Here is a 23,461-nt window from a genome sequence, read left to right as displayed (position 1 = left end):
GGGCGCTCAAGGCCGCAGGGCCGAGGGACTGGAACGGAGTCGCCGGGGGCGACGCAGGCCTGGTGTGTCCCGCCGAGCGTGAGCCGGCCGTTCCTCCGGCCTCAAGGGCGCCGGTGGCGCCGCTGCGCGGCCGGACTGCGTCCGGCCCTTGACCCCGGAGACCTCGACGGCCGGCGGCGCCCGCACGCGGGGTGGAGGCAGCCAGGACGCCTCCACCCGCCAGTCCGGCGGGACCCACCAACACCCAGCTGCGGCTGTCGCGGCTGGGCAACTTCCGAAGGAGATCGAGATGAACGAGACGACGCTGACCATCGTCGGGAATCTGACCGAGGCTCCGGAGCTGCGGTATCTGCCCAGCGGGGCGGCGCGGGCGGGGTTCACGGTGGCGTCGACGCCGCGGCGCTTCGACCGCCAGGCGGGGTCGTGGGTCGACGGGGAGGCGCTGTTCCTGCGCTGTGTGGCGTGGGGCCCGCTCGCCGAGCACGCCTCCGAGTCGCTGTCCAAGGGCGACCGGGTGGTGGTGTGCGGGCGGCTGCGGCAGCGCTCGTTCGAGACCGCCGACGGCGCTCGCCGGCAGGTGATCGAGCTCGAGGTCGACGAGGTGGGGGTGTCGCTGCGCTACGCCACCGCGCGCCCCCACCGCACCACAGTCGCCGCTGCGGATCACCACGCGGATGCGGAGAGCGTGCCGGACCCGGGGAACGAGTTGGTGGGCGGCCATGACTGACAAGAATTGGCAGGCTCTGGCCGCGTGCCGGGGCGTGGACCCGGAGCTGTTCTTCCCGGAAGCCACCGACGAACTTCGCGACGGCGCGCTGGATGAGCCGTTGGTGCGCCGGCAGGTCGAGGCGGCGAAGGCGGTGTGCCGGCGCTGCCCGGTGCGTGAGCGCTGCCTGGCCGAGGCGCTCGAGCGGATGCCGCACGGGATCGCGGGCGGGATGACCGAGCAGGAGCGTCGACGAGCCCGGGCACAGCACGAACATCCCGGCGGACGGTCCGGCGATCACGCGGGTGCGCGGAAGCCGCGGTGGCTGGTGCTGCTCGAGGCTGGCTGCTCGCAGCCGGAGGTGGCGGCCGAGTACGGAGTAAGCCCTCGAACCATCGCCCGGTGGGCGGCCCGCAACCCCACCGCACAGACCACGCAGCTCGAGCATTCGCCGACGCAGACGACTGATGCTGCGGGAGGTGGGCCGCGGTGAGCGGGCTGGAGGTGTCCCGCCGCGAGCAGGCGGCGTGGTCGACCCGCGAGCACGTCCGGCGGGTCGCGGTCACCGCGTTCGACACGACCGAGTACCGGGAGCCGATCGAGGGCTTCCACGGGGTGTCGCGTCCGGTGCTGACCGACCCGCTGGCCGGGGTGCGGGCAGGGCGGCTCGTGGCCGAGGTCGCGCACGGCGCGTTGCGCGACTGCGCGCTGCGAGCCCGCGGCGCCGGACACAGCTGGGACGCCGTCGGCCACGCCCTCGAGCTCCCGGCCGACGCCGGCGGAGAGGCGCGCGGCGAGGCGGCGTGGGAGTGGCTGGTCGAGCACCGACCACCACCCCCGAGAGCTGGCACCGGGCTGGCTTCGGCGGTGTGGACGTGCACCACCTGCCGGGCTCGGGTGCGGGATCGCGGCCCGTTCGCCTCGCACCCCGACGACCGCGAAGCCGGCCATGAACACGACTGCGCCCGCCGTCTCGCGGCGCTCGAGGCCTGGCAGCGACAAGCGCGCGATGACGAGGAGGGAGGACCTGATGCGTAGCCGCAGAACGACCACCGCTACGACCCACGGGACCTCGAGCGGGGTGTCGAGGTTGGGGGAGCGGGTGCACGCGACGCTGCCGCTGCTGCTGGGGATCGAGCTGGTCCGCGCCGACGTCGCGAAGACCGCGTTGGGGCTGGAGCTCGGGGACGCGCCGTGCGGCGGCCCGATCACCTGGGCGCTGCTCATCGACGGGGTGGTGCGGGGGCGGACCGATGAGCCGATGACCGACGACGACGCCCAACGCTGGGCGCGACGCATCATCGGGGACGGTGCCCGCTTCGAGCTCGCTCACCCGGCGGGTGGCTATTGGCTCACCGACACCACCAACCAGCCCGGCCCCGAGGGCTCTCAGGGTCTGCGGTCCGGTGAGGGTGGGTGGTCGCGGTGATCGCTACGTTCCTGATCCTGGTCGGGCTGCTCGCAGCGGCGGTGGTGCTGGTGCTGCGCGGCGCGGTCCGCCACGCCGTGTGCTGTGGGGCGCTGGCCGGGCTGCCGGCCACCACGCTGCTGAAGGCCCTGTCCTGGCCCGCGCTGCTCGCCATCGCCGTCGTGCTGGCGGTGGTGGTGTGGCACCGCTGGTCGCGATCACGGGCCACGATCACCCGCTGGTCAGCCCGGTCACGCCGCCGCGCCGGGGTGGCCTCCACCCTCGACGTGGCCCGCCAAGCCGGCACGGTGGCGACGCGCCGTCGGGCCGCGACGGTGCGCCCGTCGCTGGGGTCGCTGACCCGCCGGGACGGCTGGGCGACCCCGACCTCGGCGGTGGGGGTGGAGCTGTGCCGGGTCGGGGCGCAGCGAGTCTGGTCCTCGATCGAGGACGTCACCCTCGTGTTCGGCGGCCCGCGCACGGGCAAGACCGGCTGGCTCGCCGGCCGCGTCCTCGACGCCCCCGGCGCCGCGGTGGTGACCTCGACGCGCACCGACCTGCTGGAGCTGTGCGCCCCGATCCGGCAGAAGTCCCGTGGGCCGGTGTTCGTGTTCAACCCGGTCGGGCTGGGCGGTATCCGCTCCACGATCGGCTTCGACCCGCTGACCGGGTGTGCCAATCCGGTGACCGCGGTGGAGCGGGCCACCGACATGGTCGCCGCCACCTCCCGGGCCAGTCATGGGGATGCGGAGCGGTGGGACGCCCAGGCTCGCCGGGTCCTCGCCGCCCTGTTGCATGCGGCGGCGCTCGGGGGTGGGTCGATGCGCGACGTGCTCGGCTGGGTCGCCGACAACGACCGCGCCGCCCGCGAAGTCCCCGCCCTGCTCCGGCGCTCTGCGGTGGAGACGTTCGACAAGGCGGCCGAGCAGTTCGTCACCACCAACGACCGCACCCGCACCTCGATCACCAACTCGATCATGCCGGCGCTGGGGTGGCTCAACCATCCCGACGCCGCGGCCGCCGCCGCCCCCACCGACCAGCCCTTCGACGTCGAGGCGCTGCTCGAGTCGCGGGCGACGGTGTTTCTGCTCGGTGCCGAGGAGGCCGACACCGGACCACTGGTCTGTGCGCTGACCGGGCACATCGCCCGCGAGGCCCGACGGCTCGCCACCGCAAAGCCCGCCGGCCGGCTGGACCCGCCGTTGCTGCTCGCGCTGGACGAGGCGGCGCTGATCAGCCCGGTGCCGCTGGAGAACTGGACCGCGGACATGGGCGGGCGCGGGGTCACCATCATCGCCCCGTTCCAGTCCCGCGCCCAGCTGCTGGCCCGCTACGGGGAGCACAAGACCGCCACCATCCTGAACAACACCGGCTCGGTGATGCTGTTCGGCGGCACCCGCGACCGCGACGACCTGCAGTTCTGGTCCACCCTCGCGGGCGAGCGCGACGAGCGCATCACCACCACCGACCTGCACGGGCGCGTCGCCAGCCGCACGGTGCGCAAGGTGCCGGTGCTGGCGCCGGCGCAGCTGGCGAACCTGCCGGCCGGGAAGGTCGTCGTGTATCGGCGCGGGATCGCCCCGGTGATCGGGCGGGCCCGGATGGCCTGGACCCGCCCCGATGTCCGCGCCCTCCGCGAGCAGCCGGCCGCGGGTCTGCGGGGCCGTGGGCTACGCGCCCGCGCCTGGCTCGAGGTCGGCCTGACCGCCGGGCTACGACGGGTCGCGACCCCGCGGCACCGCACATGGCGGGCTCGCAGCGCGGACCTGTGGCGGCGCGCGGCCCGTTCGCGCAGCAGCAGGACGACGGTGCCAGCGCCCCGTAGGCCTTCGGACGCCCGCCCGCCGCTGGTGATCGACGTCGAGCCGGCCGCACCGCCCGTCCTCGGCGACCACGACCCCAACCATCGCGGTGACGAGAGGTGGCTGCAATGAGCCACCCACGGCAGGGCCCCGCGGGCTGGACCGCCGCCCAACATGAGGCCTACCTCGACAACCGGCCTGACCTGTCCAGGGCCTACAACCCGGCCGCCGAGTACGGCGACCCGGACTGGCGCGAACCGGCCTCCGATGCCGAAGCGACCGCCCGCACCACGTGGCTCGCCGAGCACGCGGCACCGATCACTGGATGGACGCCGCGGCCGCCGACTGCGGGCGAGGACGCGCTCGAGGACGCCGCCGAGCGCGCGGTGCTCTCCGACCGCGCCCACGATCACGACCCCTACGCCTGGGCCGAGTACCAACGGCTGCTCGGTCTCGAGGGTCTCGCGCCGCCACCGGCACACGACGCGCTCGATGACCTCCCCCGTGACGGGCACGGCGCGCCGGACACCCTCGCCGTCACGAACTGGCAGCACGAGGATCAGATCGTTCGCGATGACCCGACAGCCGGGTCCGCCTTCGACGGACGAGACGGCGGCGCCACCAGCGGCGACCTCGCCCACGATCACCCCGCCGAGGATCGCGATGGCCCGTTCCTCAACACCCAGGGACGGTGGTGGCCCTCCACCGGAGCCTGGGCCGCCGGAACCTGCGACCCGAGCCGAGCGCACGACAGCGGGTACCTCGAAGCCCCCGACGACCCCGAACGGCTGCGCCAACGCATCGAGAACCTGCGCACCTCACGAGCCGCGCAGGCGGCGGGGAGCGTGCCCGACGAGGATGAGCAGCGGCGCGCTCAGCTGGCCCGCTGGCACGACGAGGATCACCGCGCCACCGACACCCGCGCCGATCTCGACTCCCTCCCGGAGACCGATGACGGCGGGGACGGTCTCGGGACAGCGGGGTGGGGTCGGTGACCCGCCGACCGCCCGGCCCGCCCACGGCCGGCGACGGTGGGGGCGAGTTCGCTCGAGTAGAGGCCCTGGCCGGGCTGGCGCGTGAGGTCGACGGGCTGCGCCGTGGCCTCGAGGTGCTGGTCGGGACCCCGACCCGGGTCGACGACCTGGCGCGCACCGTCGCTCAGCTCGCCGACGCCCTCGCCGCCACCCCGGCCCGGCCAGGTCCGATGGTGGCGCCGTCGTGGCTGACCGCCCCGGGCGACGGCGAAGCGCTGACGGGTCTGCTCGAGGAGCTGTGCCGGTGGCTGCACACGGTGTTCCTGCGCTACCCCGACGGCGCGGCGGTGCTGCCCGAGTGCTGGCTCTGGCACCCCGAGGTGATCGAGGAACTGCTGTGGCTCTCCCACGCCTGGCGCGCCGCCTACGACGACCGCGGCGCCTCGGTGCAGCTCGCCGGGGACTGGCACGACCGCCAACGCCCCGGCGTGGTGCGCCGGCTCAAGACCACCGTCGGGTCCTGCTCCCGCGAACGTCACCAGACCCGCCCCGGCTGGAACACCACACCCACCGGCGCCATCCCCGTGCCCGGGGTCGACGCCGCACCCGCGATCGCCCGGTGGTGGGCCGATGCCCGCGACCAGCCCCCACCCGAACCAGCGTCGGAGAACCCCGAGAGCTCCCGAAACGCCGCGGGCCGTGACGGCTCGGGCATCAGCGCCGCGGTGAACGGCGATCGGAAGGGCTGGTCGCGATGACCCCAGATCGCGCCGGAACTGAGGCTGAGACCCGTGCTCAGGAGCGGGCCCGGGAGGCCGCGGAACGCGCCGAGTTCGACCGGCTCAGCCAGATCTATTTCGCGCACTGGAACGCGATCGCCCCGGGCCAGTTCCACTGCTTCTGCGGCTCGCTGGACGATCTGCGCCGGGCGGTCGCCGACCTCGACCGACGGGCAGCACGCGACCCAGTACGCGACCCGGCACGACGGCCCTCCACCGGCCGCGCCGCACACCGCAGCTCGGCTGACGCCCGCGACGCGTCAGCCGACGGTGACCACGACCGACGCGAGCAGCTCGCTCGCTGGCACGCCCAGGACCGCGCCGGCGAGGAGAGCGTCGGCGAGGACAGCACCCACGCCGCCGCTGACGCAGGCGCGGAGTGATGCTCGATGGTCGAGAACCGAGCTGCCCGCCCCGGTGGGCGCGCCGCCGTGCTGTGGCTACCGGGCCTAGCGGTCGCCCTGGGTGCCGCGGTCGCCACCGCGCACGGGTTGTTCGAGGTCGCGGTCGCGGCGCGGGTGCCGGGCGGGATCGCGTGGCTCTACCCGCTGATCACTGACGGGCTCGCGCTGGTTGCCTACGGCGCCACCGCCCGGCTGCGCGGCAGCGCCGCCGGCTACGCCTGGACCGTGGTGGTCACCGCGGCCGGGCTGTCCGGACTCGGGCAGGCCACCTACCTCGCCGGCGGGCCCACCGTCGAGGTCGCCCCCGCGCTGCGGTTCGGGGTCGGCGCCTGGCCCGCGGTCGCCGCCGCCGTGGTCGCCCACCTGCTCTACCTCCTCGCCGTCGACCAGCCCCCCCGCGACGTTCATCGGGTCACCGTTCAGCCCGGCAGCGTTCAGCCCGGGTCGTTCAACGCCCCCGACGTTCAGCCGAACACCCTCGCGGGCGCTGTTCAGCTCGGCCCCGGCGCGCCCGGAGGCCCCGACCATCCCGAAGGCGATGGGGACGACGCGGCGGGTGGTCCGCCGCCGCGGCCGGTGGCCTCACCGGCCCGCGACCGCGCCGAGACCGCCGCCGCCCGCCATGCCCAGCGCCACGGGGCTTGGCCGACGGTCACCGAGCTCGAGACTGCCGCCGAGGTCTCTCGCGGCACCGCGGCGGCCGCGCTCAAGGCGCTGCGCGACCGGCCGCTGCCCCTCCGGCTGATCAACACCGCCGAAACCGACCCCACCGACACGACCGACGAGGCCCACCCATGACCACCCAGCCACCGATCACCACGACCACGAGCAACAACCAGAGCAAGAACAAGAGCCAAGAACCAACGACAGAACCAGGACCACTTCCCGACACCGATCACTACGCCGAACAGACGACAAGACACGACCAACAAGACACCAAGACGAAAAGATCAAGGGAAAGATCAAGAGACGCACACCTAGGCATCACGATCCGAGGGTCCGGGCCGGCCTGCGGCCGGCCGGAAGAGCAGCAATCGATCGACGCCCTCGCGGCGTTGCCGCGGTCGATCTTCGCGAGGTCGTCCGGATGCTGAGCGTCGCCTCCGGATACTCGCCGGACTATCTGCTCAACGAGGTCGCGATGGGCCGCGAGTCCTACTACACCGGTGCGGTCACCGACGGCGAGCCGCCGGGTCGCTGGTGGGGCGCCGGCGCGGAGAAGCTCGGTCTGAGCGGGCTCGTCGACGCCCAGGACATGCGCGGGATCTACGAGCGGTTCCTCGACCCCCGCCACGAGGGCTTCGCCGACCCGCAGCGATGGGACGAGGTCCCGACCCTCGGTCACACCGGGCGCCGCTACGCGACCGAGGACGAGTTGTACGCCTCAGCGCTTGAACACGAGCCCGACGCCTCGGCTGAACGACGCGCTGAACTCCAGGTCGAGGCAGGCAAGCAGGCTCGCCACAACGTCGACTTCCTGGACGCCACGTTCAGCATTCAGAAGAGCGTCACTGTGCTGCATACAGCGTTCGAGGCCGAGGAGGTCACAGCCCGGGACGCCGGCGACGAGGACACGGCAGCGGCGTGGGGCGAGTACCGCCAGGCGGTCGAGGACGCCATCTGGGCGGGCAACAACGCCGCCCTGTCCTACCTACAGGACAAGGCCGGCTACGCCCGAGTCGGACATCACGGCGGCGCCGCCGGGCGGTGGGTCGACGCGCACGGCTGGGTCGTGGCGTCGTTCTTCCAGCACGACTCCCGCGACCACGACCCGCAGCTCCACGTCCACAACCCGATCCTCAACCGAGCCCCGGGCGACACCGACGACGAGTGGCGCACCCTGGACTCGCGTGCGATCCACAAGTTCCGCCCGGCGGCGGCCGCGGTGGGGGAGCGCACCACCGAGGAGCACCTCGCTCACGCGCTCGGCCTGAAGCTGGCCATGCGTCCCGACGGGAAAGCGCGCGAGGTCATCGGCATCGACGACACGGTGACTGACCTGCTCTCGTCGCGCCGACGTGCGCTGTCGGAGAAGGCCGAGCAGCTGATCGCGGAGTTCGAGGCCCACCACGGCCGCGAGGCCAACGGCCTGGAACGCGACCGGCTCTCCCGCCAAGCCACCCTGGCCACCCGCCGCGCCAAGTCGCACGAGGGCGAGACCCGCACCCAGTTCCTCGACCGCATCGACGCCCAGCTCCGGAACGAGGTCGCCGGCGGACTGCGCGGCGTCGCCGAGGCCGTCCTCGGTGCCCGCGAGCAGGACCCGCCGGCTGCAGGACAGTGGTCCCCGCGCGAGGTCCTGGAGACCGCCCTGGCCGATGTGCAGACCCGCAAGGCCGCCTGGACCCGCGCCGACCTGACCCGTGCGGTGAACGACGCTCTGCCCGACACGCTCGGCCTGACCAGCGGAGAGGACGTCGCGGGCCTGCTGGATTGGCTCACCGACGAGGGCCTCGCGCTCTCCACCCCGTTGGACGCGGCCCGTCCTGGCGACGACGCCCTGCCCGACGAGCTGCGCCTGGCCAATGGCCGGCCGGCCTACGACGCCCCGGGCGCGAAGCTCTATGCCACCCCCGACCACGTCCACACCGAACGCGCGATGACCGCTGCCGCCCGTCGCGGAGACGCCGCCGCGACCCCGTCCGCTGTCGCGGACCGGTTCCTCGGTCAGCTTCGGGAATCCGGCCGCGAGCTCGGCGTGGACCAGGTCGCCGCTGTCCGCGGGGTGCTCACCTCCGGCGCGCGGATCGAGACCCTTGTCGGCCCCGCGGGCACCGGGAAGAGTTTCGTCGTCGGCACCCTCGCCAGAGCATGGTCCGATCCCGAGCTCCGCGGCGCCGCTGCTGGGCGGGTCTTCGGGCTCGCCACCAGCCAGATCGCTGCCGGAGTCCTCGCCGACGAGGGACTTGACGCCCGCAACGTCAAGCGCTGGCTCGACACACAGGACCGGCTCGCCCAGGGTGCGAAGGTCGACGACGCCTCGGCGTGGCGGCTGCGAGCGGGCGACCTTGTCGTGGTCGACGAGTCCGCGATGACCGACACGACGGCCCTGGCTGCAATCTGCGAGCACGTCGAGGCCGCCGACGCCAAGCTCCTGCTGGTCGGCGACCACCGCCAGCTCGCCGCCGTCGGAGCCGGCGGGGCGATGGACCTGCTGGCCCACGCCGGAGCCCGCTACGAGCTCACCGAGACCCGCCGCTTCCGAGAAGGTTGGGAAGGGCCGGCGTCACTGCGCCTGCGCGACGGCGATGAGAGCGTGCTGCGCGACTACCAACGCCACGGGCGCCTGATCGACGCCGGCACCCTCGACGACGCCGAGGCGTCCGCCAGCCGCGCCTGGCTCGCTGACACCCTGGCCGGGCGCCGCTCGGTGCTCGTGGTCGACACCAACGACCAGGCTGATCGCCTTGCCGGCGCGCTGCGCGCTGAACTGGTGCGCCTCGGACGCGTCGAGGAGCACGGGGTGGTGCTCGGACGGGACGGCAACGACGCCGGCGTCGGGGACCTCGTCGCCGCCCGCCGCAACGGCTGGGAGCTTGCCGGACACCGCACCACGACCGACACAGGCGACCACGTCAACCGACGGGGCCCGATCAACCGGGAGACCTACCGCGTCACCGGTATCGGCGACGACGGCTCGCTGACCGTCGCCCCCGTCCACGGCCGCGACAACGAGGGCAGCGAAGTGCTCGGTGACCCGATGGTGCTGCCCCGCGAGTACGTCGACGCCGACGTAACGCTCGCCTACGCCGGCACTGTCCACGCGACCCAAGGCCTCACCGTCGACACCAGCCACTTCGTCGCCGGCCCCAGCACCAGCCGAGCCGCGAGCTACGTCGGGCTCACCCGCGGCCGCGAGGCCAACACCGCCCACGTGGCGACCATCAACGGGCCGGTCGACCCCGCCGACGGCTCGCACGTAGACCACTCCCTGCACCGCGACCCGGTCGCCGTGATGGCCGGGATCGTCACCCGCGACGACGGCGGCGCTTCCGTTTCCGCACTCACGACCGCGACCGAGTCCGCGACGGAGTCGGGCAGCACTCGCACGGCCGGGGAGCTCTTCAGCGATGCCGCGCACCTGGCCGCCACCGAGCGCACCGGACGCTGGCTCGACCAGCTCGTCGCCGAGGGCACTATCACCGGCCACGACCGCGCCCGACTCGCCGCTGAGGACGGCGCCGTCTCACTGACGCGCATCCTGCGCCGCGCTGAGATCGCAGGTCGCGACCCCGAGAACGTCCTGCGCGAAGCGGTCACCGATCGGCCGCTCGACGGGGCCCGCAACCTCACCAACGTCGTCCACGGCCGCATCCGCGACGCCCACACCTTCGATCCCGACGGCCGCAGCTGGGCCGACTGGACCCCGAGCACCGGGCGGGCCGACTGGGACCAGTACCTCACCGCCCTTGCCGATGCGGCGGACCGACGCAGCGCCGAGCTCGGCGAAGAGCTCGCATCCACTTCGCCGACGTGGCTGACCGACGCCCTCGGACCGGTACCCGAGTCTCTCGCCGAACGCGATCAATGGCAGGACCGCGCGAGCACGGTCGCTGCGTGGCGCGAGCTCAGCGGCTACGACGACGCCGAGGACGCCCTCGGCGCCGCGCCCGGACCAGGCAAGGTCGAGGCCTACGCCTCCTACCGAGCCGCCTGGCGCGCGCTCGGACGTCCCGAGATCGACCGCGAAGAACTCGAAATGTCGGACGGTCAGCTCCGCGTCCGCGTACGCGCCCACGAACGCGAATCCGCATGGGCGCCCCGCTACGTCGCCAACGAGCTCGCCGGCACCCACCAAGCCGCGACGCGCGCCGACCAGGACGCCCAGCTCCGCCGCGCCGAAGCCGACGCCGCCACCGACCCGGACGAACGACACAGGCTCAGCGCCGAAGCCGACCAGACCTCGACGCTCGCCACGACCCTCAGTGCGCGAGCTACCGAGCTCGACGCGCTCGACGAGGCACGCTCGCGGTGGCTGGCCCACACCGCGGGCACCCGGTCCGCTGCGGAGCGCGCCAAGGCCGAGCTCGCCGCTCGCCACGTCGACGACGCCGAGCCCGAGCAACGCACCACCGCCGCGGAGTGGCTCGCCGCGCACCGAGCCGCCATCTCGGAAGACGAGGCCCATCGCGACGTCACCGAGGACGACGTCACCAGCCGACCAGAGGATCTCCACGAGCTCGGACCCGACGCCGAGGAGCACGACGACAAGACCGGCCGGGTCGATCCCGCATCTGACGAGCCAACGGATATCGAGCCGTCGGAACCCGACATTCGCGAGGTGGCCACGTCAGAGCCGAGCCCTGTCGCCGAAGACCACGTGCGCGTACCCACCGCCGACGAGACCTCGGCCGCGGTCGAGAAGGCCAACCGCGCCCTCGCGGAGATGCGTGCGCGCGAAGACGGCGACGCGAGAGCTGAATCCGAACATCGCGAGGCGCAACTCGCGCAATGGCAAGCCCGCGACCAGGCAGTGGAAAGCTCCGACGACTCGAGCGAGCCGGTGGGCGATTCGAACCCAGGCGAGGTCGATGACCTCGACGAGGTCGACGCATAACCGCTGCGGTCAGCTGTCGGCCAGCAGGTCGACCTCGAGTGGCGGAGGACCCTGCCGACGCCACGCCCACTGCAAGGTGGCCCGCACCCCGTCACACCAACCGGGGCGGGACCGCGCCAGGTCGGGCCGCCGCTCCTCGAGCCGCTCGGCGGCCAGGAACTCCGCCTCGATCAACTCCTCGTAAGCCAGCGCCGTCCGACGCGAAGCAGGGGAAGCCGTCGGGTCGGTGAGGCCGTTGCTCAGCCTGGACGGCGCTGTCGCGAGCCAGCGGCATGTGGCAGCCACGCCGGCCGCGTACCAGCCCCCGCCGTCGTGCGCGAAATCGTGGACGTCTCGCTCCGAAGCAGCCCGCCACACGGCCACGAACTCGCTTCGTGGCACGCGGACGTTGCGTACCGGGATCGCCGCAACATCCGCGTCGGTCACGTCCACGCCCACGACGGTGACACCTGGCACCGACAGCTGGAAGTCACGCTTCGGGCACCGCTCGGCACGAGTCAGGGGTGGAGGGTGACCTTGGCGGGAAACGCGGCCGGATGGGCGGGGTCGGTGACCGGTTGACCGTCCACCCGCGTGCCACCGCCGGCGATCCGTTCCGAGCCCGGTCCTCCGAGAGCCCGGCCGCCAGAAGTCGGTCGAGCACTGTCGCCGCTGCCGGAGTCGTCGGAGGTGCGTCGGTGTCGGTCACGACCTGACGCTAGGTCGACCGTCCGACAGTGGACGGTTGCGCCGCGCGTGACTCACCCTCCAGGGGCGGGCGAGTCGTCGCGCTCGGGTCAGCCGTCGAGGAGACCTCGCCGGATGTTCGGGTTCTCGTGCCCTACCGGGGCCGGTCTGGGGAACTGAGGTGCGGGGTCGAACTCGGGTCCGAGCACTTTGTCGGCGACGCGGGTCGCGGCTTCCCAGACCCGCGGAGCGGTGGGCTTGTCGCGCCACCCCGAGGCGAGCTCTTCGAGCAGCTCGGACACGGCGGCGGCGGACGCCCGGTCGAGGCCGGCGAAACCGCCGGGGCCGCGCACGCGGACCTTCTCGGCTGCCCGGCGCATCTCGGCGGCCTGGGCTTCGCGCTCCGCTCGCCGACGCAGGTCCCGGTGGTGGCCATCGCCGTTCTCTCTTCGGACAGACGCCAGGGATCTGCCGCGGGGGAGCGCGGCACGACCAGGTTGGCACACCAGGTGCTGGCCGGCGCCGGCTGCGGGCTGTGGACGCCGTGCCCGTTGTAGCCGCCGGACCCGACAGCGTGAGCCGCACTTTGCGGCCGGACCCGTTCGGGCGTCGTCGTGTAGACCCGGTGCGGTGTCCCGCCCGCGAAGCTCCCCGCGTTCGGGTCTCGCGCGGGTGGCTCCGATGCTGGCCACTGCCGGCGAGGCATCGGTCGGGCCGGGGCGGGCGCTGGAGCTTGAAGTGGGACGGTTACTCCTGAGCCAGCTCAGACTCCGACAATTTGAAGAACGCCGCCCGTCGAGCGGATAACCGGAGATCAAGTTAACGGAGGCTGTGGAGGGCAATCTTGAGGTGATCGTCGATCTGAAATTGAGCCGAGAGCTCGATATCGAGGTTCAGTTCTACGGCGACGCGACGCTGTTCAGGTTGATGTTTCATCAACGAGCACGTTTGCGTCTTCTCGTACAAATGTTCATGTTGATGACAATGGAATAGATGCGCCTCAGCCTTTCCTTTCGAAAGACTCCAGCAACGAGACGAAGTCCTTCTGCTGGGCGTTCCAAGAGTGCTTCGAACGGCAGTGGGAAACTGCAGTGCAGTGGAACCTCATAGATTATATCGGAGGTGCATCGCCTACGGCTTCTTCTGACGAGGCTTCCGGCTGATGTCGAGTTGGATTGGTGCCGACGTGAATTGGCCTCTCTGACGAGATCATCGCAAGCCGCGCATGGCGCCAAGTCCCTAATGGTGATAGTCGACCGTCTCCGGCGACTCTTGGCGATGAGGCCGCCTTCGACCGATCCTCGAGGGCTCAGGCTTGCGAAGCCAGGTCGAGGGCAAGTGTCGGCCTCGACGATCGAGTCCGTGACCACTCGTCAGAATCTGAACTTTGTGAGGGTCGTTTCCGGCGGCTGCATAGTCATCAATATTGCCCGACGCCCTGAGAGCGCTCGATCTCTTACCGCAAGTGGGCGTGCGGAGCCGACGACTTCAAACCATAAGCGACCGTCACTCGGGAACCACGTGACGACATCGTGCAAGTAATTCATGTTCAGGTAGACGTCTTCGACATCCTCTGATGTAGACAGGACCGGTATTGCTATTGAGACTGGACCCCTATCCATCTCCAAATTGAGGGTCGCGCCGTCGATCTTGGCGAGTACAGTCGAAGCCAGGCTGCGATCCCCGGGACTACGCTGAGCCTCGAGCTGCTCAAGCGCGACGCGGATAGCGGCGGCCTCTACTTCAAATCCCGGATTCTGGCGCGATCGGCCAACGACAATCCTTGCAAGACGAGGAAATCTGTGCTTCAGGGTAGGGACGGATACCCCGTGACGGTCAGATTCTCCGAGCAAGAAGAGAACTCCGCGATACTTGTAGATGACCGTGTATGGCGAAGACGTATGTATCATGTCGGCCGTTCCACGGGGCAAAATCTCGTCGAATACGAAGGAGCCGCCAGGTGCGGGGACAAATTCAAGGCTCATTCGAAATCCGTCCGTACCGCTCGCAACGACACCGCGGCCGGAGCCAGAGAAGATGCGGACTTCGTTGACCACCAAGGTATCTGGCTTATAGTCAACTGAGGCGAACGCCTCGGCACGATTCAATGCCGCCCTCAGCTTCTGGGTGTCTACCCGGAGAGATTTCACGTGGAATTCGCGAGGTACTCGATCTACGGTCACCGCCTGAGCGACATGAAAGCCTTGCAAGGTCCGATGCGCTTCCCTGCGGAGTTCCCGGCTCTCGCTAGAGACCATGGGAGAGACTAGGATTTGCGCAGCCTGGTAGTCGATCTGAGCCCCAGCAGCCAAGTGTCGTCGAACGACCATAAGGCCGGCGCGTTGGAGCTCGTGGTGCTTGCTCGTCATTGCGTGACGCACCGACTCGTCCCTGGTGATGTCGCCAGTCGTCGACGGAACCTTCGATATCGTCAGATTCGCGTCGATACCAGAAACCCTGATCTCAGGAGTTTGAGGGGCCCGCCGATGCTTGATCTCGCTCTTTGTGTACGAGAAGAGCTCCTCGACCCCGACAAGACCATCTCCGTTAAGGTCCGCGTCTCCCGACTCAATCCCTCCGGCGAGCGCTGCGCTGAAGACTGAGACGACTTCGCCACTCTCGTCGTCTAGCCCCTCCAGAGCGATCTGAACCGCACTAGAGGCGCTCAGGATTGCTCTACAGTGGCCCTCGAACTCCTCGACAGCCACCGCCGAGAGGTCTGAAGCGGACTTGCCGTCTAGATCCTTCGCGAACGCACCCGCGTAGCAGCAATCTAGAATGACAACAACCTGCTGGCAAAGTGTGTCCTCTAGTTGGTCCTTGAGGAAACTGCCAGGGAGAGCCGTCGGAGGCAAGGCGCCGGGCTTGGTAGTGGGCACACCGAAGTAGAACCTACCTCTGTGATCCCGGAGGCCATGCCCGGAGAGAAAAAGGAGGAGTACATCAGTTCGGCTCGCTCTATTGAAGAAGTCGTAAATCGACTCGTGAAGATCGCTCAGGTGGGGATTCGAGAGGAGGTGTACATCAAAATCCCCTAGATCCTCTCTTCCTAGAACGGCTTTGAGGCGCTCGGCATCCGACACCGGGGAGTGGAGATCCTCTAGCTCATCGTCGTCGAAGGTGTCGCAAGCGATAAGCAGGGCCTTGCGACGATTGCTCATTGAGTCTCTGTCGAATCATTCTCAACGGCTCGATTGGCTTCGATCCATGCTCGCAGAGCAGCGTCCTGCTGCCGTCTACTTGACGCATCAATCTCGATCGTATTGCCATCTACTGTTAGCTTGATATGGCGCGCCTTCTGTCGATCAAGATAGTTTCGTACTAGTCGGACGAACGCGGGAACTCCTACCGTGGAGAGTGTGACCGCGACTGTTGCGACAACGTCGTAGGTCGCTGATTTCGCTCCAGGCGACTGCGGAAGACGTCGAGTAGCTCGTCGTACGTCCCCAATCTTGCTTAAGAGTGCGTCTTGAAGAAAGTCCTGTGGGTCCACAGTGCGAAACGGCTTATCGTTCTCAACAACTTCAACGTGAACGACGATCGTCGTCGACACCATCGGTCTCCTCGCAAGGCCCCGTTACATAACAGGGAGCATCCTATCGATCAACGTTCGACAGCCCGTCGGGACACTCCGAGATGCAGCGGCACCGCGCTTGTCGACCCGAGACTGCTCGCTTCGTCGCGAGCCACGCAAGGGCCGCGCCTGCGCCGCCAGCCTCTGCGACGGATAGAAGCAGTGCCGGGTAGCCCGCGTTCGTGAGCCATATCCAGTCGTCGACTGGTCTTGCGTCGCGGGTATCCGTGCCAAACTCCTCGCGGCAACGTCCTCGTCGCTGGCCTCGGCCGCCAGCTCAGCCGGCCTGCGTAGGTCCTGGGCTCCGGTGGACCAGGTGAGCTGTCGTCGGCGCTCGGAGGCCTGTTCCCACTCCCAGCAGCGCGCGAGCGCCGCCTTTTCGTACGTGTCGACGGCGTCGGCGAGCAGCTGCATCGGGGTCCGGCCCCCGGCGCGCCGGCCCTCTTTGCGGTGGGAGCCGGTGACCTCGTGGGCGATCTTGGTGAAGTACTCGGCCAGATCGCCGTCCCCGAGCTGCACGCGGCGCAGGTCCCACCCGTGGTCGTCGGAGGCGTCGAACCCTTTGCGCTCCAACGCGGACCGCCACCGGGAGAACCTGCGCGCGCCCACGCTAGCGGCGACGAGTTCGGCGGAGACCGGATCGCCGAAGCACAGCAGAGCATGATGTGGACGTGCCACCCGTGGTCGCCGTCGGCGACCTCCACGACCGGCGCCCACCCGAGCAGCTCTCAGTCTGCCTTCCACGCGCCACCGGAGGTGACCCGAGCAGGCGTCGGACAAGACCGTCCCAGCAGCTCTTGCGCTGACGCAGGGTGTTCTCCTCGATCGCATCGGCTTCGGCCTGGTGCTCGTCGAAGTCCCACCGGTTCGCGTTCGCCGCCTCGTAGCCGGCGCGGTCTCATTGAGCTGGCGCAGCTGCGCCCGCTCGTCCTTCGTGAGCCCGAGCCGGTCGCCACGGTCGCGGCGCATCGTCAAGGTCAGCAGGAACGCCGAGCCGCCGGCCTCGTCGACCGCACGCATCACCTTCGACAGCTCATCGGCCCGTCGTGTGGCGACCTTCGCGGCGCACTGCGGGCAGCGCCATACCGACCCGCCCGGCGCCAACCCCGAGTAGCCGGCGGCCCTCGTGTCGTCGGTGTTCTCGGTGACCGCGAGCGTCACCCCGCACTCGCGGTCCAGCGGCACACCGCAGTTCCGGCGGAGGCTGGTGACCTTGCGCAGCTGTGATCGGCGCGCCCCCGTGTCTCGCGTCGGTGCTGGGCCTGCGCCACCCGCTCACCCGGAGACAGTCGCTCGTTGGCACCCCGGCGGCACCTGGTCTTGTGAAGACCTGTTCGCCCATTACGCACCTCACCACCCGGAGGAGCCCATCTAGTCATCGGGCCAGCCTCGATCGCCAGGCGCGGAGGAGTCCTCCTCCGCGTACCCGAGACCTGTCACGAAGGGTCAGCGAGCGAGGGGCCACTACCAGCTACAGATTGGGGTCGCGGTAGTCGGCGAGCCTGCTTGACAGGCCGTAGGTGCCTATAGGGTAGGTTTACCCAATTAGGCGACTGTAAGGCTAGCCCGTGGGGGAGGTGGTTTCCTCGATGTCCACCTTTCTCAGGGCGGCCGAGCAAGTCTTAGAGCGTCATGGTCGCCCAATGCACCCTAGAGAGTTAGCTCGTATCGCGGTAGACGAGGGGGACCTCCTCAGCGAGGGCAAGACCCCTGAGAACACCATGAAGGCACGTCTGAGTGACGATATTCTTGCAAGAAGGGACGACTCCGCCTTCATGCGGACGGCGCCTAACGTCTTCGCTCTTCGGAAGTGGGACGACGTCCTAGTCGAGTTCCACGCCGAGAGATTCTCGAAGTCGCCGTTGGAGGAAGACGCGGTTGTCTTCGACATCGGATTGATCGACAGCATCATCAAGCAGCCAGGCTTCAATCATGAGCCCTTAGTGACGGGTTCCGAGCTGTTGTCACATTGCAGGCCTCTTCTTCGTGAGGATGCTGAGAGGGACACTGAGGTAGTCCAACTTGTCTCAAGCTTCGTCCTCGAATTCGAAGGGCGTTACCTCACTTTCCAGCGTAGTGGTCGGCTACCGGAGAAGCGGCTGAAGGGCCAGTATTCGCTTAACTTCGGCGGTCACGTGACGCCAGAAGACCTTTCGCGAACGGGCTCTCTGGCGGAGGCGGCATCAAGCCTGATCGATCCCTTCGACCCTAGGGATGGATACGTTGCGCTTGCTCGCGAACTAGTAGAAGAGGTGGCGCTCAGTTACGTCCCTGCCTGCCAGTATCTGGGTCTCATCTATGACGACCGACGGGAAGTTAGCCGCCAACACCTTGCGATTGTCTATAAAGCCCAGCTGCGTGGTGCCGAATACACGGTGGCGGAGCGCGGCAACTTCCTGAACAGCAAGTTCGAGACGCTAGGTGAGATCGACGCTCGCATAGAGGACTTCGAGAATTGGTCGGAGCTCATCTACACACACGAACGAGAGGCTCTCGGCTAACTTGTCCGCCCAACAGGGTGTCAGTGTCGCCGGCGACATTGCCATTCCGCTGATAGTCAACCTCGCCAGCAACCTAATTGGCTTCCTAATTGGAGCCCTGTGGACAAGCAGGCGTAGGACCCAGAATCTCCGCCGGCGTCGGTCGAAGATCATTCAGCTGCTCGGCTTCGTTGTGTTCGGCCTGGCGTCCGCCATCAGCGCGAGTCTAATCGTGAGATGGAACGAATCGCCCTGGCTCGGAATTGTATTGCTTGTCGCCGGGGTTCTCGTCACCTCGGGCGGCCTAGCGTGGCCTTACTTGAAGTTCTGGTGGGTCGGTGTGGGTGGAGTAGACCTAAAGATGAGGACTGGACTGCACCCAAAGAAGGCATTGCGTTCGTGTACCAGTGGACTATCGTTTCTAGGTACAGGCGCGAGCAAACTAACCAGCAACGCTGATACGTTCGCGCAGACCGTTGCGGCATGCACCGCAAGCGGCAATACGGTACGTCTCCTGTTGAGTCGACCCGATTCAGCCAATCTCCGAACTGCTGCTCAGCGAGCCAACAAGCCTGAGGAGCAATTCGCGGATGCCGTGAAAGGAAGTTTACAAGTAATTGCAGACCTAAAGTTGAAGCGCAAGTTCGACATCGAAGTCCGCTTCTACGACAACGCAACGCTATTCCGCTTGATGTTCATCAACGAACGCGTCTGTGTATTTTCGTACAATGTTTATGGCACCGAAGATGAAATGGCCGTACCACAGCTATTCTTCTCAAAGGATGCAAGCAAGGAGACAAAGTCATTCTATTGGGGCTTCGAACGTTATTTCGAGCGCCAATGGGACGACGCTATTGAATGGAACTACAGCGACTTCATCTAGTGCTTAGGCCTTCGCGGTAGGTGACCGCGTGAGCCAATCGAACCGCCAACCTATGCGCCGGGCGCTCAGCAATGCCTGGTCCTGTGAAGACCTGTTCGTCCATTACCGAGAACCCACCCGCTCACCGGGCGCCACCAGCGGTCAGGGCCGGCGCTCGCGCGACCGGCGTGGCCCGGCCACCGACGACGACAGCGACGACCTGGACCCCCGGTGGGCACCGGCCGCAGGACGAGGCTCGGCCCCTGGCGGCCAGCCGCTCCGACCTGGACCAGGGCACCGACCTGAGGAGAGCCCCCGACAGCGACGAGCTCCGTAGCGGGGGAGTGGTGGTCGGGACGGGGCCTCACCCACGACGACGCAGCCGCCGAAGCTCATGCCGAGCTGGCCGACCTTGCCCGTGGTCGGCGTCCGCGCGAACCCGGCCACGCGAGACCACGGAGATCCTCGACGGCGACGCAGGTTGCCGCGCCAGCGATACCGAGTCCATCGAACAAGTGTTCGCTATCGCGAGGCGCTCTGGTTCACTTATCGGTGCTCGGCGGGTTCGGCACCTCGTGCTCGGACTCCACGGTTGCGATACCAGGACGCACAACGCCTCGAAGAGTGGCGCTCCCGCTGTGTTCCTTGATCAGCCTCTTGTCGAACATGGTGCGTGCGTCAGGAGGCACCTTCCAAAGGCCGCGCGGGCCCCTCGAGACGACCACTCTGTCTGCGCCGATCCGAACGCATCCCCGAACGCGGAGGGTCGCATTGGGGCGGGCGTTGCGGAGTTGATTGAGCAGGGGCCACACGTCGGCATGCCAACGGCGCACGGCACCGCCTTCGAGTTTCGACCCGGGCTCCCGTCCAGTGCTCACGACCGTCGCGTAGCGCGTCCTCCACGGGAAGCTCGTGTCCGACAGCCCGATGGTCAGCAGGACGATGTCGCTCCGACCACGGTTGGTCACCTCCACGACAAAGACCTCCCTGGTCGGAAGACCGAGTGCCTCGATGTCCTCCTTGCCCTGCCCGTTGTCGGGAGACCAGTAGAGGACAGGCACGCCGTCCGCGCCTGCGACTCCCAGCTTGATCGTCACCTTTGGACGGGGCCCTGTGAGCAAGAAGTTCAGTACCTGCCATCCGAGGCTCGCACTCGCTACGATGAGGCTGAGGGTCGCAAGAATGACGCCGATGAGGGCCAACACGAAGGTCGCTGTCGGGCTCACGGGGCGACCCTAGACAGTCGGACTCGTGTTCCCGACGCGATCGCCTGATTCTCGGCGAGCATGGCCCCTTGGGGTCTCTCCCTCGGCGGCGCGGGGTCTATCCTGCGGCGGGCGGTCTGGCAGCCCTCGGGCGTACCTCTCCGCCCACGCGGGCCTCACCGCGATCGTCGACGCCGCCGTCGTGGTCAGCGGCCCGGTCTCCCCGGCCTTCAGCAGCGAGCACGCGCGCGCACTGCTCCACGGCATGCAGGACATCTTCGGCAACGCCGTCGGCTTCACGACCGTCCCCACCACCGAGCAGGTCATCGAGGTCGCCGCGTCGTTCGCGATCGACGACCTGCTGGCGCAGGACACCAACAGCCCCATGCTGGTGATCAACGGAGACGAGGACGTCCACGTCCCGCTCGCGGACACCACCGTCTTCGACGGCCGCCCCGACACCGACGTGCAACTCGTCCGTGGAGGCGCGCACTGCGCGTTCAACAAAGCTCGACGGGCTCCTCGCCGACACAACCAAGTGGCTCACCGCCGCACTGCACTGAGCCCGCGTTCCCGGACAGCTCGCGACGCCGGGCCCTACCGTTGCCGCCCGTTGGAGTCGACATCCGTGGTCGCGGTCCTACATGGCACGCCCCGTGACACGAAACGAGAGCCAGCGGTGACGACGAGGAGCATCGAGACACCTGACGCATGAACGTTGCTGCTGGTATAGGGCCTGGTGAACGTGGTCGGCCATCTTTGCAAGGCGGTGTATGCGGGTTGACGCAACGTCGCTCTGTGATCTACTCAGATGGTAAGAACCTCGGCGCCGTCGACCCAGCGTGCGAGCACAGAGAAAGTGGCGAGCTGCTCGAGGGCCAGCGCCTCGGGTAGCTCGCCCTCGAGGTGGCTGATCGGGTTTCGGATGCCCGCGTAGCAGGCCTCGGCAAGCGCTCGAGCGCCGCGGTGCACGCTCGAGAAGGTCTTGGAGTCTTCATCCTTCATGAGGCGGAGCCGCGGCGTCCCCGGCTTGGGCGCTTCGGTGTTGAACGCCTGATTGAACAGGTCGGTCTCAGAGATGTCCTGACGGCCGAGCTTGTTCTGCGTCTCGGCGTTGAGCTTGCGCGCCGCCGCGCCGACGGCCTCGCGGAAGTGCCCGCTCTGCCAAAGCGACCGCGCACCGTCCCACACCCACGGGTGCAGGCTGCTCGCGGAGAGTCGCGGTGCATCATCACCGAGCGCGGCGTCAATCTCGGGCTGGCGGCGGATGACCGCCAGGGCCCGCCGACTGGCTTCGAGGTGTTGGTACCACCGGTTGACCTTGGGCTCGTGCTCCACGTTCTGGCGCCAGCCCGGCAGCGTTCGGTCGAGGATCTGCTCGACCACGGCCGCCTCGCTCGTAATGTCGGCCTGCGTCCCCCGGTTCGAGAGGCTTGGTCCAATGATGGTCATCCCGGGCGGGTCCGGCGGGCGGTAGAGCTCGGCAAGCCCAAGGAAATGCTCCAGCACCTCGGTCGCCCACTGGGTGTCGATGGCCATGGCGACGATCGTGCCCCACGGCTCCGACAGCACCTGTGCTGCGCGGCGTGGCTCCACGGAACCTTCTCGCTGCTGGAGGTCCCGGGCCAAGCGGTCGTCACCGTGACGCGAGGCGCCAGTCGGCCGGCTCGATCCGATAACCCCCAGGACCGTCACGTCTGGCGGGCAGGATGGTGCGGCGGCCGGGAAGGTGGCGACCCTCGACCACCAGCGCGCGCCGGCAGGTGTCCGTGACAGCCGTCGGCTGCCGGGCGGGCTGGTCCAGCGGTGCGAGAGTGTCCCTTTCGCCGTGCTTCCCGCACGGCAGGCCGGCATGTCTGTTTCCAAGGAGAGCGATGCGCAGTCGCCGTGACCTACATCGCCAGGCCGCACGGGAGGCGCAGGCCGGTCAGATGCGGTCTGCGGCCGAGACCGTGCGGGTCCGCGGACCGGGCGGCTACGCCGGTCTCGACGAGGCCTCGGCGGCCGCGGTCTCGGAGCTGCTCGTCGAGATCGCCGCTGGATGGCGAGAGAAGCCGGCCGCGCCCCGTATCTGGGAGGCCGCCACACGGGTGGCGGACCGGGTGTCCGAGGGCGACCGGGATCCGGCGCCGTACTTCCCGGGACCGGCCCCGGCCGGCCGCGAGAACCCGAACCTGAAGAAGGGGTTCCCGGTCGACTGACCCGGGCCTCGGCCGACCGGCGGCTGACCGGCGGCCCGACTGCGGCTGGCAGGTCCCCCGCCCGCTCGTCGCGCGCGGGGGACCGGGCCGGCTACCTGCTTGCTGACTGCTCGCGGGCTATTCGGCGAGCTTGGCGATGGACTGGGCCCAGAGGAAGTACTTGTTGGTGCCCAGGTCGCGGACAGTCTTGATGTTGAACGCGTCCTTGAGGTGCTGGGCGTCGCCCTCGCTGACCCCTTGCAGCGCGTCGACCGGCGCGTGGGCGAGCTCGGCGATGCTCTTGTTCTCGTAGGCCTTGTCGACCTTGCCGGCGATGTCACCCATCGTTGGCTCCCTTCCCTGGAGTCGCGGCTTCGGCCGCGCGCGACGGTGATGCCTCTCGGCGGCCGGTAGCCCGGTGCGGTTCCTTGCGCCGGTCCTGTGCCCACCCCGGGCAGACGACACGCCCACCGGCGCCCGCGCGCGTGATCTCGGCGCGCCCTCGTCTCGGGCAGCTCCTCAAGGCCGGGTGGCCGGGGCGCCTGCGGCGCTGAGGTGGACGCCGCTTCGCGGCGGCCGGTGCTGGAGGGCCCCGAGAGCTTGATCGGGCCGCCCCTCCCGGTAGTAAGTGGCCCAGACCTGCAGGTACGGCGCGTCGGGCGGAGGCGGGGACGTCCTCCTGATGCGGTGATCGGGCTTGGCTTCCCACGCATCGAGGAGGACGTCCGTGCCGAACGCTAGTGCTGCGTCAGGCAACGTTGGGTAGGTAATCGGGCCTGCGGATCTTGGAGTTGGCGGCGAAGCGGCGTTTCGGGGTGGCGTGGCGGTTGTGCCAGCGGACGTATCCGGCGATCGCTCGCTCCT

The 23,461-nt window shown here is 69.0% G+C and carries 21 protein-coding genes; 14 read left to right on the top strand and 7 right to left on the bottom strand.

Translation table 11 applies throughout. The features are described from left to right. Positions 1–289: 289 nt before the first annotated feature. The 10 genes from ssb (at position 290) to mobF (ending at position 11,630) form a co-directional block, all read left to right on the top strand. Positions 290–727, top strand: a complete 438-nt coding sequence (gene ssb / locus QSK03_RS27090; protein ID WP_285658561.1) for a single-stranded DNA-binding protein — start codon at positions 290–292, stop codon at positions 725–727. After that, on the top strand, positions 720–1,199 hold the full coding sequence (locus QSK03_RS33255; protein ID WP_352232057.1) for a WhiB family transcriptional regulator: 480 nt from the start codon (positions 720–722) through the stop codon (positions 1,197–1,199). The genes ssb and QSK03_RS33255 overlap by 8 nt, the downstream gene beginning before the upstream one ends. After that, a complete protein-coding gene (locus QSK03_RS27080) occupies positions 1,196–1,744 on the top strand; it encodes a hypothetical protein (RefSeq protein WP_285658558.1) in 549 nt (182 codons plus the stop codon). Before QSK03_RS33255 ends, QSK03_RS27080 begins: the two co-directional genes overlap by 4 nt. Positions 1,745–1,796: 52 nt before the next feature. Further along, the gene (locus QSK03_RS27075) at positions 1,797–2,135 is read left to right on the top strand and encodes a hypothetical protein (RefSeq protein ID WP_285658556.1); all 339 of its coding nucleotides are present in this window, start codon (positions 1,797–1,799) and stop codon (positions 2,133–2,135) included. Next, complete coding sequence (locus QSK03_RS27070) at positions 2,132–4,048, top strand: type IV secretory system conjugative DNA transfer family protein (protein WP_285658554.1); 1,917 nt, start codon at positions 2,132–2,134, stop codon at positions 4,046–4,048. The genes QSK03_RS27075 and QSK03_RS27070 overlap by 4 nt, the downstream gene beginning before the upstream one ends. After that, entirely contained in the window at positions 4,045–4,911 is an 867-nt protein-coding gene (locus QSK03_RS27065) for a hypothetical protein (RefSeq protein WP_285658552.1), read from the top strand. Before QSK03_RS27070 ends, QSK03_RS27065 begins: the two co-directional genes overlap by 4 nt. After that, entirely contained in the window at positions 4,908–5,648 is a 741-nt protein-coding gene (locus tag QSK03_RS27060; protein ID WP_285658550.1) for a hypothetical protein, read from the top strand. Before QSK03_RS27065 ends, QSK03_RS27060 begins: the two co-directional genes overlap by 4 nt. After that, complete coding sequence (locus QSK03_RS27055; RefSeq protein ID WP_285658549.1) at positions 5,645–6,052, top strand: hypothetical protein; 408 nt, start codon at positions 5,645–5,647, stop codon at positions 6,050–6,052. Before QSK03_RS27060 ends, QSK03_RS27055 begins: the two co-directional genes overlap by 4 nt. Before the next feature lie 6 nt (positions 6,053–6,058). After that, complete coding sequence (locus tag QSK03_RS27050; RefSeq protein ID WP_285658547.1) at positions 6,059–6,871, top strand: hypothetical protein; 813 nt, start codon at positions 6,059–6,061, stop codon at positions 6,869–6,871. Positions 6,872–7,160: 289 nt separating this feature from the next. Further along, complete coding sequence (mobF, locus tag QSK03_RS27045) at positions 7,161–11,630, top strand: MobF family relaxase (RefSeq protein ID WP_285658545.1); 4,470 nt, start codon at positions 7,161–7,163, stop codon at positions 11,628–11,630. A 9-nt stretch (positions 11,631–11,639) separates the two neighbouring features. Here mobF and QSK03_RS27040 read toward each other — a convergent pair whose 3' ends face one another. The 4 genes from QSK03_RS27040 to QSK03_RS27025 all read right to left on the bottom strand — a co-directional run bounded on the left by QSK03_RS27040 (position 11,640) and on the right by QSK03_RS27025 (position 17,031). Then, positions 11,640–12,062 carry a hypothetical protein gene (locus QSK03_RS27040; RefSeq protein WP_285658543.1) on the bottom strand — a complete coding sequence of 141 codons (423 nt, stop codon included), beginning with the start codon at positions 12,060–12,062 and terminating at the stop codon, positions 11,640–11,642. Between the two features lie 344 nt (positions 12,063–12,406). Further along, positions 12,407–12,676 (bottom strand): hypothetical protein, encoded by a 270-nt coding sequence (locus tag QSK03_RS27035; protein ID WP_285658541.1) that lies wholly within the window; start codon positions 12,674–12,676, stop codon positions 12,407–12,409. Between the two features lie 993 nt (positions 12,677–13,669). After that, positions 13,670–15,457: a caspase family protein gene (locus tag QSK03_RS27030; RefSeq protein WP_285658538.1), complete on the bottom strand. Its 1,788-nt coding sequence runs from the start codon at positions 15,455–15,457 to the stop codon at positions 13,670–13,672. A 416-nt stretch (positions 15,458–15,873) separates the two neighbouring features. Continuing rightward, entirely contained in the window at positions 15,874–17,031 is a 1,158-nt protein-coding gene (locus QSK03_RS27025) for a hypothetical protein (RefSeq protein WP_285658535.1), read from the bottom strand. A gap of 428 nt (positions 17,032–17,459) precedes the next feature. Between QSK03_RS27025 and QSK03_RS27020 the strand changes: the two genes are divergently transcribed. Next, complete coding sequence (locus tag QSK03_RS27020; protein WP_285658532.1) at positions 17,460–18,371, top strand: HTH domain-containing protein; 912 nt, start codon at positions 17,460–17,462, stop codon at positions 18,369–18,371. Between the two features lies 1 nt (position 18,372). Next, positions 18,373–19,233, top strand: a complete 861-nt coding sequence (locus QSK03_RS27015) for a hypothetical protein (protein ID WP_285658530.1) — start codon at positions 18,373–18,375, stop codon at positions 19,231–19,233. 521 nt (positions 19,234–19,754) lie between these two features. Here the strand turns inward: QSK03_RS27015 and QSK03_RS27010 are convergent. Continuing rightward, positions 19,755–20,438, bottom strand: a complete 684-nt coding sequence (locus QSK03_RS27010) for a hypothetical protein (protein ID WP_285658527.1) — start codon at positions 20,436–20,438, stop codon at positions 19,755–19,757. A 181-nt stretch (positions 20,439–20,619) separates the two neighbouring features. On the opposite strand from QSK03_RS27010, the gene QSK03_RS27005 reads away from it, so the two are divergent. Further along, the gene (locus QSK03_RS27005; protein ID WP_285658526.1) at positions 20,620–21,132 is read left to right on the top strand and encodes a hypothetical protein; all 513 of its coding nucleotides are present in this window, start codon (positions 20,620–20,622) and stop codon (positions 21,130–21,132) included. A 92-nt stretch (positions 21,133–21,224) separates the two neighbouring features. On the opposite strand, the gene QSK03_RS27000 is transcribed toward QSK03_RS27005, so the two are convergent. After that, complete coding sequence (locus QSK03_RS27000; RefSeq protein WP_285658524.1) at positions 21,225–21,956, bottom strand: TIGR02391 family protein; 732 nt, start codon at positions 21,954–21,956, stop codon at positions 21,225–21,227. Positions 21,957–22,291: 335 nt separating this feature from the next. Here QSK03_RS27000 and QSK03_RS26995 point away from each other — a divergent pair, with 335 nt between their 5' ends. Then, positions 22,292–22,618: a hypothetical protein gene (locus QSK03_RS26995; protein ID WP_285658522.1), complete on the top strand. Its 327-nt coding sequence runs from the start codon at positions 22,292–22,294 to the stop codon at positions 22,616–22,618. Between the two features lie 117 nt (positions 22,619–22,735). Here the strand turns inward: QSK03_RS26995 and QSK03_RS26990 are convergent, their stop codons facing one another. Next, on the bottom strand, positions 22,736–22,942 hold the full coding sequence (locus tag QSK03_RS26990) for a hypothetical protein (RefSeq protein WP_285658520.1): 207 nt from the start codon (positions 22,940–22,942) through the stop codon (positions 22,736–22,738). Positions 22,943–23,461 lie beyond the last annotated feature (519 nt).

Origin of the sequence: Actinomycetospora sp. NBRC 106375 (genome assembly GCF_030269665.1) — a bacterium.
In the GTDB taxonomy this organism is placed as follows: Bacteria; Actinomycetota; Actinomycetes; order Mycobacteriales; family Pseudonocardiaceae; genus Actinomycetospora.
This window is presented reverse-complemented; position numbering and strand designations above follow the sequence as displayed.

What these genes read in the sequence shown, in the direction of transcription:
- ssb (WP_285658561.1), top strand. Translation starts at nt 290, where the DNA reads ATGAACGAGACGACGCTGACCATCGTCGGGAATCTGACCGAGGCTCCG.
- mobF (WP_285658545.1), top strand. Translation starts at nt 7,161, where the DNA reads ATGCTGAGCGTCGCCTCCGGATACTCGCCGGACTATCTGCTCAACGAG.
- QSK03_RS33255 (WP_352232057.1), top strand. Translation starts at nt 720, where the DNA reads ATGACTGACAAGAATTGGCAGGCTCTGGCCGCGTGCCGGGGCGTGGAC.
- QSK03_RS27050 (WP_285658547.1), top strand. Translation starts at nt 6,059, where the DNA reads ATGGTCGAGAACCGAGCTGCCCGCCCCGGTGGGCGCGCCGCCGTGCTG.
- QSK03_RS27035 (WP_285658541.1), bottom strand. Translation starts at nt 12,676, where the DNA reads ATGCGCCGGGCAGCCGAGAAGGTCCGCGTGCGCGGCCCCGGCGGTTTC.
- QSK03_RS27020 (WP_285658532.1), top strand. Translation starts at nt 17,460, where the DNA reads ATGTCCACCTTTCTCAGGGCGGCCGAGCAAGTCTTAGAGCGTCATGGT.
- QSK03_RS26995 (WP_285658522.1), top strand. Translation starts at nt 22,292, where the DNA reads ATGCGCAGTCGCCGTGACCTACATCGCCAGGCCGCACGGGAGGCGCAG.
- QSK03_RS27055 (WP_285658549.1), top strand. Translation starts at nt 5,645, where the DNA reads ATGACCCCAGATCGCGCCGGAACTGAGGCTGAGACCCGTGCTCAGGAG.
- QSK03_RS27030 (WP_285658538.1), bottom strand. Translation starts at nt 15,457, where the DNA reads ATGAGCAATCGTCGCAAGGCCCTGCTTATCGCTTGCGACACCTTCGAC.
- QSK03_RS26990 (WP_285658520.1), bottom strand. Translation starts at nt 22,942, where the DNA reads ATGGGTGACATCGCCGGCAAGGTCGACAAGGCCTACGAGAACAAGAGC.
- QSK03_RS27065 (WP_285658552.1), top strand. Translation starts at nt 4,045, where the DNA reads ATGAGCCACCCACGGCAGGGCCCCGCGGGCTGGACCGCCGCCCAACAT.
- QSK03_RS27000 (WP_285658524.1), bottom strand. Translation starts at nt 21,956, where the DNA reads ATGGCCATCGACACCCAGTGGGCGACCGAGGTGCTGGAGCATTTCCTT.